This is a genomic window from Streptomyces longisporoflavus (assembly GCF_014649775.1).
In the GTDB taxonomy this organism is placed as follows: Bacteria; Actinomycetota; Actinomycetes; order Streptomycetales; family Streptomycetaceae; genus Streptomyces; species Streptomyces longisporoflavus.
Window position 1 is genome coordinate 1 of sequence record NZ_BMTR01000075.1, and the last position, 8,506, is coordinate 8,506.

Genomic DNA, 8,506 nt, shown 5'->3' on the forward strand with positions numbered 1-8,506 from the left:
GGAGCAGTCGGGCCCACGCATCGACTAGATACCGGGGCGCTGAGGCCATCCCGCGCGCGAGGAACAGACTCATCAACAGGCAGGCCGCGGTGCCGCCGTGGGTCCATCCCCGCGTGCGCGGGGAGCAGCGCCGCGTTGGTGAAGGGGAGTAACTGAGCGGAACCTGCGCCGCCCGCAGCGATACAACCGCCACCTCCAACGCCTCTTCTACACCTCGGCGTTGTTCAGCATCCGCCACTGCGAGGAATCCCGGCGCTTCTACGATCGCAAACGTGCCGAGGGCAAGCGCCATACCCAGGCCGTCCTGGCTCTCGCTCGCCGCCGCGTCAACGTCCTCTGGGCCCTTCTGCACGACGGACGGCGCTACGAGCCAGCTCCCCCGGCAAGGGCTGCCGCACAGGAAGGGACGCGACACGCTGCGCGCGGCCAGTTGGCCTGACCGACCCCGTCAGACCAGGCAAAACTCGTTACCTTCCGGGTCTGCCATCACCACGTGATCCGGCCTGCCCTGCAACTCGTCCTCGCGGACCACGCTCGCGCCCGCAGCGGTCAACCGCTCCACCGCCTCGACCACGCGCGGCCAGCGCACCTCCCACGGGGTCTCACGGCCGCCACCAACTTGCACGTCGATATGCAACCGGTTCTTCGCCACCTTCGACTCCGGCACCTTCAGGAAGGACAAGGCAGGGCCCACGCCGTCCGGATCTGAGAGGTACGCCCCGTCATCCCACTCGTCCTCCGGAACCTCATGATGCGAGAACCACTCCTCCCAGCTCCCGAAGCCTGCGGGCGCGGGCTTCTCCTCGTAGCCCAACGCCAGCACCCAGAACGCGGCCAGTTTCGTCGGGTACGCGCAGTCGATCGTCAAGCTCCACTTGGTCGCCATGAGCCCTCCCCAGTCGGATGAACGGACTGTACCGCGCACCTCCGACACCTCCTGCCCGCTACCTCAAGCGTGCGCCGCGGCTTGACGAACGGCATTAGGAATCGATGTTCCCAAAGGGTCATCCCCGCGCGCGGGGGGAGCGGTTCACGGGCCAACGCCAGGTCCCTTGCGAACAAGGTGCAGGCCGGTTGCCGACATCAGAGGGCCCGACGTTCCAGCAGTTCGCGTCATTTCGCCCGATAACGCTGTTCTTTCGAGTCGGCAGAAATTTCGAGGAATGGAAGCTTGAGCGAGCTGCGGAGCGTTGAAAATGTCCGCTCGTGAATCTCGCGCAGTTTCCCGTCGGGCGGTCTGCGCCACAGTTTGCCCGACCCGTCCCGGAACTCCAGCTCTGGCGGCGGATCTTCAGATCTGGTCTCCCGGGTCACGGACGCCTGAAACATCCACACACCGACAGTCGCGGATGTGGCACGTGACGTCCGGTGTGAAGGCGGACGCGCATCCAATGTCGTCGTGGTCTTGGGGGGCAGCTCCGAGAGGTGCTGCTCCCATCTCATTCCTGGTACGCGGACCGATATGTCGTAGACCGGGGCGTCACTGGCATTGCTGATGCGTATCAGGCGCTCGGTCTTTCCGCCCTTGTCCTCAATGCTGATCCACGCCCCCACGAGGCAGGCCTGGGACCGCTCTTTGTCACGCACGCTCCGTCGATAGGAGACGGCTGCGATGGAGACGGATGTGCTGGTCACCACGGCACTGAGCCAGGTCGGTACATTGCCCCAGTCCAAACTCGACCATCCAGATGCCATCCGATGCCCCCCGTAGCGGCCACTTGACACTAGAAACGCCCGAAGCCGTTTCTACGATGCTCGATTGCCATCCTGCCGCATCGCCGGCGCAGTGAGTTGAGAAGATTGCTGCACGCGCGGGCAGCAAACGGCGATGACGGGGCAAGACGCTCTCGTCTCGGAGTCCATCCCCGCACGCGCCGGGAGCAGTCGGGTTGCCGAGCTGGAGTCCGGTACGCCGACGGGTCCATCCCCGCGTACGCGGGGAGCAGAACGGCAGGATCCAGATGAACGTCCGGCTCTGGGGTCCATCCCCGCACGCGCGGGGAGCAGAGCCGCTACACCGAAGGCTCACTGCGTGGTCTGGGTCCATCCCCGCACGCGCGGGGAGCAGTTCTGGTAGCGCGGTGGTAAGCGCTCATCGTCGGGTCCATCCCCGCACGCGCGGGGAGCAGCCCCGCGAGATGGTCGCCCTGGCCGCCGCGATGGGTCCATCCCCGCACGCGCGGGGAGCAGGAATCCCAGGTGGGGGCTACGGAATCGTCAAGGGGTCCATCCCCGCACGCGCGGGGAGCAGGTCGCCGGGACCTTGTCGCTGTGGTAGACGGTGGGTCCATCCCCGCACGCGCGGGGAGCAGGTAGCGGTCGCGTTCGGCGCGGAGTTGATCGAGGGTCCATCCCCGCACGCGCGGGGAGCAGGACTCCAATTGGAGTCAAAAACGAGAGGCCCCGGGTCCATCCCCGCACGCGCGGGGAGCAGCTTCTCCTCAACCTCGCCACGCCCCTGATCCTGGGTCCATCCCCGCACGCGCGGGGAGCAGCGAACTCCTCGACCTGGGCCGGCCGTTCGTGCGGGTCCATCCCCGCACGCGCGGGGAGCAGTTGCGGATCGTGAGTTCGGTGATCTGCGAGTCGGGTCCATCCCCGCACGCGCGGGGAGCAGGCTGGTGGGGCCCTGTTTTGACGGTGTGTCAGGGGTCCATCCCCGCACGCGCGGGGAGCAGTGGTCGGGCGCACAGCCCGGTGACCGCCTGTCGGGTCCATCCCCGCACGCGCGGGGAGCAGTCGGTCACTTCCCGCAAGCCTCTGACCTGCGGGGGTCCATCCCCGCACGCGCGGGGAGCAGTCTCGCTGACCTGGCCGTTTACCGGCAGGAGAAGCCCTTCTGAGCAACTTTCAAATAAACGGACAATTCCGCCCCGTTGAACGAGAGATCCAATGCAGCGTACGCACACCTGCCCCATCCACAGACCCCTAGCCACACACCGTACAAACGACCGGACTGCAGACCCGACAGGGCCTTCTCGTCGCGCGCGGGGAACAGCAGGCGACTCACACCTGAAGACTGAATCGGCCAGTGCCGTCTCCGCGTGCGCAGGGAACAATTCGCGGGACTGAGCCCTGCGGCCGGTGGCCGGGCAGATCATCATGGCGCACGGAGCGGGTCTTGCAGGATTACACCGCTGCGAGAGCGCGAAGAGCGCTCGGCTCGGCCTACGAGCTGTCGTCGCCGACGCCCTCGTGCTTCCGAGCGCTGAATGGGCCGTGTGCAACGCGCTACTCTCTGCGCATGGTTGAGGCTTTCGTCTCCGGTGACGGCCACCGTGCGTGCGGTATCTGCCCATCCCGCCGCTTTCCGCTCGGTGAGTTCGACGTAGTCGAACGTCCGTCTCGCGAGTGCCCGTTCAGTCCCGGGGACGGCCACAGATACACCCTGCAGGGGGTGCCCGTCTGCGTGCACCCGGAGAAGGTGGGCCTGCCGCCCGCGCCGTACAAGACAGACGGCGTGGCGCTGCTGACGGACCTCGCCCTGCCCGCTGACGTCGCCGAACTCGATGGGTACCTGCGTGAGCTGGTGCACGGCGCAGCGCCTGGTGCGTTGGAGCTGTTGATCGACCTGGCCGATCGCGAGATCCGTCGGGCCTTCCCGGACGTTGACGCGACCTTGGCACTGCGCCGTGCGTTCAATTAGCGCTTACAGTCGGCTGTGGGGAAGCCGGGGGCGAAGCGGCGGCCGCCGTCGAGGATGCCGATCGGGGTGTACTTTGCGGTGACGACCGTCTTGCGCCTGGCGGTTTCCTCCTTGCCGAGCCAGTAGCGCTCGTTCATCGGCCCCCATGCTGCTCGGTAGACCTGGTGGGTGTAGTCGCCGTGGTCCCACTCGCCGATGCTCTCGCGGTCAGTGGCGTGCACGAACTTGATGTCCGTACGCTCCTGGATGCGGCAGAGCACGGTGAACTGAGCGGCGAGTGCGTGGATCATCTCGTCGACGGGCACCGCTACAGGGATCTCTGCGGCCTCCTCGTCCTGGTCGGTCATCTCGTAGACGGCCGACTTGATCGCCATGGTGCGCATGGCCTCGGGGAACAGAGGTCCGGTGTCCTTCGCAACGTCGAACCCGTCCACCAGGGCGTACCCCGTGAAGCTCTGCCAGTCCTCGTCGTACTTGGCGCACGCCGTGCGCAGGCGGTCGAACTCTGGGTCGGCCTCGACGATCGCGAGGATCTCGCGGGCTCGCCGCGCCACGATTTCCGGCGCAGGCCGTACTAGCGTTGTGGACACTGCTGCACTCTCCTTCGGTGGTTGGTGCATCGCTGTACCCGTCCGGCTGCCGGCCGCCGTCACGCAACGGCAGCCGAACGGGCGCTGCCGCCGTGCCGGCGGCAGTACTGCCCTTCCAGGCCACCGCGGGCAAGCACGCCAGGCGGCCGGGAGGGAGTCCATGGGGTGGGCGGCCTTGTGGCAGTCACGCCAGGCACGCATCCGATCGGTGCCCAGTGGCGATGATCGGCCTCGGTCCGGCGCAGCTCGTCACGCGGACGGTCAACCGGCTCACGGCTGCTCGCCCGCACCGCGTGCATCGCCGCATGGACCCGGGCGCTGTACACGTCGCCGGCGTCCTCCCGGGGCCGGGGCCGCACTGTGCTGCGGGCACTGGCGCGGTGGGTACTTCATCGGCCCGGGCGACAGCTCGTATGCGCCCGGGGGCGGCCTCCAGCACGCCGCTGGCGCCCTGCTCCTCGGCCATCCGGACAAGTTCTGCCCGCGCGTTGCTTCTCACGACGACTCAACCCCTCGGGGATGTCTGCGGCGAGCGTTTCGGCGATCCTTTCGTGTGCTCTACGCAACCGCGCGACCACGCACGGCGGTACCGTTGCAGCAGCCCTGGGACTTGAAAGCCTTGAAAGCACGCAGGAGTGCGGGGAGTTGAGCGTCATGGCGAAGCGCGCACCGAACGCAGCGCTCGGCCGCCTGCTCGCCGAGAGCCGTTGGAGCTACCGCCAGTTCGCCCGGGCCGTGAACCGCACCGGGACAGAAACCGGCAGCCTGTTGCGCTACGACGAGTCAGCCGTTTGCCACTGGCTGAGCGGGACCGTTCCGCGTGACGCCGTGCGGGGCTGCATCCTCGAAGCCTTCTCCCGTCGGCTGGACCGTCCGATCACGCATACCGAAGCAGGGCTGCCCGCTCCCCCAGATCGTTCGCCCGCTTCTACGGATACCGTGGAAGGGCTGATCGATCTGGGGAGGCAGGATATGGACCCGTCCCGTCGCAGAGTTCTGGGTGCGGGCCTGTTCTCGGTCGCCCTCACGATCCCCGGATGACCCGACGTCATCGGGCGCGCTGAGGCCGTCCAGTCCGGGCACGCGTCCCGCATCGGCATGAACGAAGTCGACATGGTCACAGCGATGACCGAGCGCGTCTCGGAGCTGGACGACCAGTTCGGCGGACGCCACGCCCGCCCCATGGCCGCCTCCTTCATGGTCAACACGGTCGCCTCGTACCTGCGGGCCGATGCCCCGGAGCATGTCCGGCAGGCCATGCAGTCCGCTGCCTCCGATCTGCTGTACCTGACCGGCTACATGGCCGTCGACGAAGGACTCCACGGACTCGCCCAGCGCTACTACGTAAAAGCTCTGGAACTGGCCGGGGCAGCTGACGATCACCTCACATACTGCACGACCCTGCGCGGCATGAGCGTGCAAGCTGTCGACCTGCACCACGGGGCCAAGGCCATGCAGCTGGCAGACGCCGCTGCCGCAGCATCCCCGAAAGCCGGGCCCCGGACGCGGGCCTTCCTGGCCGGCCAGCAAGCGCACACGGCCGCGCAGACAGGCGACCGCGCCAGCGCCCTGCGATACATCCGGGAGGCAGAGGCCGCCATGGACCGCGCGGAGTCCCGGGGCAAGGCCTTCGGCTCCTACGACCCCTCGTCGCTGAACTACCACATCAGCCAGGTGCGTTACGAACTCGGCGACGTGCCCGGAGCCGTCGAAGCCATGCAGCAGTCGGACAAGGTCCGCTTCAGCGTCTACCGCCGCGCACGAGTACGCCACCGCGCCACCCTCGCCGAACGGCAGCTGGAGATCGGCCACCTGGAAGCAGCCTGCGCCACCTGGCACCAGGCCCTCGACGACTACCCCATGATCCAATCCGGGCGGGCCGACGACCGTGTGAAAGCCATGCTCGGCCTCATCCGGCCGCATCTGAAAAACGCAGCAGCCCGCGAGCTCTACGACCGCGCGCGGACAATCGCACCCCCCTCATCGGTCAACTGATCGACTTCTGCCAAGCCCCATGAATAGCGCACCGACCCACGTGGTCGGGGCCCATCCCCGCACACGCAGGAAGCAGCAACGGAACGCGGCGAACTTCAAGGCCGTAGGTCCATCCCCGCGTGCGCGGGGAGCAGTGGCACAAAAAGAGCGGACTACCGGTCGGCCCGGGTCCATCCCCGCGTGCGCGGGGAGCAGTTCGTGGCCAGCGAGCAGTTCCGGGGCGGGGTGGGTCCATCCCCGCGTGCGCGGGGAGCAGTCGACCGGCTGCGCCCGCGTCGACGGGTCGACGGGTCCATCCCCGCACGCGCGGGGAGCAGCGACGTGGTGCCCTGACTTGAAGGTTCGAGTCGGGTCCATCCCCGCACGCGCGGGGAGCAGCAGGTCGGGGTCGGCGTCGGCTTCCTCCACGCGGGTCCATCCCCGCACGCGCGGGGAGCAGGACCACGACCTGATGGGCGACATGTACAGCAAGGGTCCATCCCCGCACGCGCGGGGAGCAGCGGGCGCGGGCGTCCCATCCGGTGCTGCCGCGGGGTCCATCCCCGCACGCGCGGGGAGCAGGGGGTGCGCTTCATCGGTCTGCCTTGCTTCGAGGGTCCATCCCCGCACGCGCGGGGAGCAGTCTGAGGGGGACGCGTCTGGCCCGCTGAAGTCGGGTCCATCCCCGCACGCGCGGGGAGCAGGGAGCCGCCCTTGGGTCCCTTGGGCTTCTTCGGGGTCCATCCCCGCACGCGCGGGGAGCAGTGCTTCCTTGTCCTTGCGGGCGATCTCGGCGAGGGTCCATCCCCGCACGCGCGGGGAGCAGCTCCCGGAAGGCGTTGATGCCGCCGCCGGTGATGGGTCCATCCCCGCACGCGCGGGGAGCAGGGCACCCGGCGGGCGATGAACGACCCGTGGTTGGGTCCATCCCCGCACGCGCGGGGAGCAGGTGGGAGAGGCGGAAGTGGGTGGGCCGCGTGGGGGTCCATCCCCGCACGCGCGGGGAGCAGTCTCCAGGACAGAACGCGAGATGACCTCGTGAGGGTCCATCCCCGCACGCGCGGGGAGCAGCACTCGCCGATCTCGCCGGACTCCAACTGCTCGGGTCCATCCCCGCACGCGCGGGGAGCAGTTCGAGAACGTCACCGGCGGTCGTGCGCAGAAGGGTCCATCCCCGCACGCGCGGGGAGCAGTCGGGGCTCTCTGGGTTCTTGATGCGGTCACGGGGTCCATCCCCGCACGCGCGGGGAGCAGCTCGGTCATGCTGCTCCTTCGAGGTTGGTGGGGGGTCCATCCCCGCACGCGCGGGGAGCAGAGGACAGGCTGAAGTGCAGGTGAATCGCTTCGGGGTCCATCCCCGCACGCGCGGGGAGCAGTCTGGTGCGTCTCGGGGTCCTTGACGTACACCGGGTCCATCCCCGCACGCGCGGGGAGCAGGGAGCTGCGAACTCGGCCGCCCGATCATGGGAGGGTCCATCCCCGCACGCGCGGGGAGCAGGTTCGGCGCCGCTCCCCTGGTCTTCGAGATCGGGGTCCATCCCCGCACGCGCGGGGAGCAGTTGTCAGGGACGGTCGAGGGTCCATCACGACCGGGTCCATCCCCGCACGCGCGGGGAGCAGCCGGCAAGAGGCCCGTGATCATCACGGTGGAGGGGTCCATCCCCGCACGCGCGGGGAGCAGCCATTCAAAAGAAGACGTTCGAGCCTCTGCTTGGGTCCATCCCCGCACGCGCGGGGAGCAGTTGATGTACTTCTTGCCGCCCGGGTGCTTCTCGGGTCCATCCCCGCACGCGCGGGGAGCAGTCTCGCTGACCTGGCCGTTTACCGGCAGGAGAAACCGTTCTGAGCAACTTTCAAAGAATCGGACAATTCCACCACCCGGTTGGACGAAACATCAGACGTAGCCTACGCACACCGACCCCACCTGCATCTACTTCTCTAACGACACCGCACGCCGAGGAGCGGCAGAATCAGCCAGACACGACGGCTGCCCCAAAGCACCGACGCACAACGGCTCTCCAGGGCCAGACAACCCGGCCACTCCCCCATCCACCACAAGATCACCCGTACGACCGACAAGCATCCAGACCCGAGGCGGCCAGGCAACAGAGCACTCACCGCCGGCGCGGAAGGTGCGAAAACTTCTCCCCCAGACGTACCCCCGCAGGAGGCGGGAGCAGCCAGGCGATCTCCGAGGCCTGGCCGAGGGCACGGGTCCATCCCACGCATGCTAGGAGCAGTCGGGCCCACGCATCGACTAGATACCGGGGCGCTGAGGCCATCCCGCGCGCGAGGA

At 68.2% G+C, this 8,506-nt stretch carries 4 protein-coding genes, 2 pseudogenes and 2 CRISPR repeat arrays; of the genes and pseudogenes, 3 read left to right on the top strand and 3 right to left on the bottom strand.

Annotation, left to right across the window (positions count from 1 at the left end; genetic code table 11):
* Positions 1 to 160 precede the first annotated feature (160 nt).
* A pseudogene (locus tag IE226_RS43130) lies at positions 161 to 439 on the top strand (hypothetical protein); the annotation flags it as partial.
* A 9-nt stretch (positions 440 to 448) separates the two neighbouring features.
* On the opposite strand, the gene IE226_RS43135 reads toward IE226_RS43130, so the two are convergent.
* Positions 449 to 886, bottom strand: a complete 438-nt coding sequence (locus IE226_RS43135) for a VOC family protein (protein WP_190087009.1) — start codon at positions 884 to 886, stop codon at positions 449 to 451.
* A gap of 227 nt (positions 887 to 1,113) precedes the next feature.
* A complete protein-coding gene (locus IE226_RS43140; RefSeq protein ID WP_229871970.1) occupies positions 1,114 to 1,587 on the bottom strand; it encodes a hypothetical protein in 474 nt (157 codons plus the stop codon).
* A gap of 268 nt (positions 1,588 to 1,855) precedes the next feature.
* Positions 1,856 to 2,800: direct repeats of the CRISPR family, unit length 29 nt; unit sequence GGGTCCATCCCCGCACGCGCGGGGAGCAG.
* A gap of 444 nt (positions 2,801 to 3,244) precedes the next feature.
* On the opposite strand from IE226_RS43140, the gene IE226_RS43145 reads away from it, so the two are divergent.
* Complete coding sequence (locus tag IE226_RS43145) at positions 3,245 to 3,646, top strand: hypothetical protein (protein ID WP_190087011.1); 402 nt, start codon at positions 3,245 to 3,247, stop codon at positions 3,644 to 3,646.
* Here the strand turns inward: IE226_RS43145 and IE226_RS43150 are convergent.
* Positions 3,643 to 4,236, bottom strand: coding sequence for a hypothetical protein (locus tag IE226_RS43150; protein WP_229871971.1), 594 nt, complete (start codon positions 4,234 to 4,236; stop codon positions 3,643 to 3,645). The two genes, IE226_RS43145 and IE226_RS43150, sit on opposite strands and share 4 nt — an antisense overlap.
* A 654-nt stretch (positions 4,237 to 4,890) precedes the next feature.
* On the opposite strand from IE226_RS43150, the pseudogene IE226_RS43160 reads away from it, so the two are divergent.
* Positions 4,891 to 6,231 (top strand): annotated as a pseudogene (locus IE226_RS43160) (NsdA family TPR-like regulatory protein).
* Positions 6,232 to 6,278: 47 nt separating this feature from the next.
* Positions 6,279 to 8,013: direct repeats of the CRISPR family, unit length 29 nt; unit sequence GGGTCCATCCCCGCACGCGCGGGGAGCAG.
* Positions 8,014 to 8,506 lie beyond the last annotated feature (493 nt).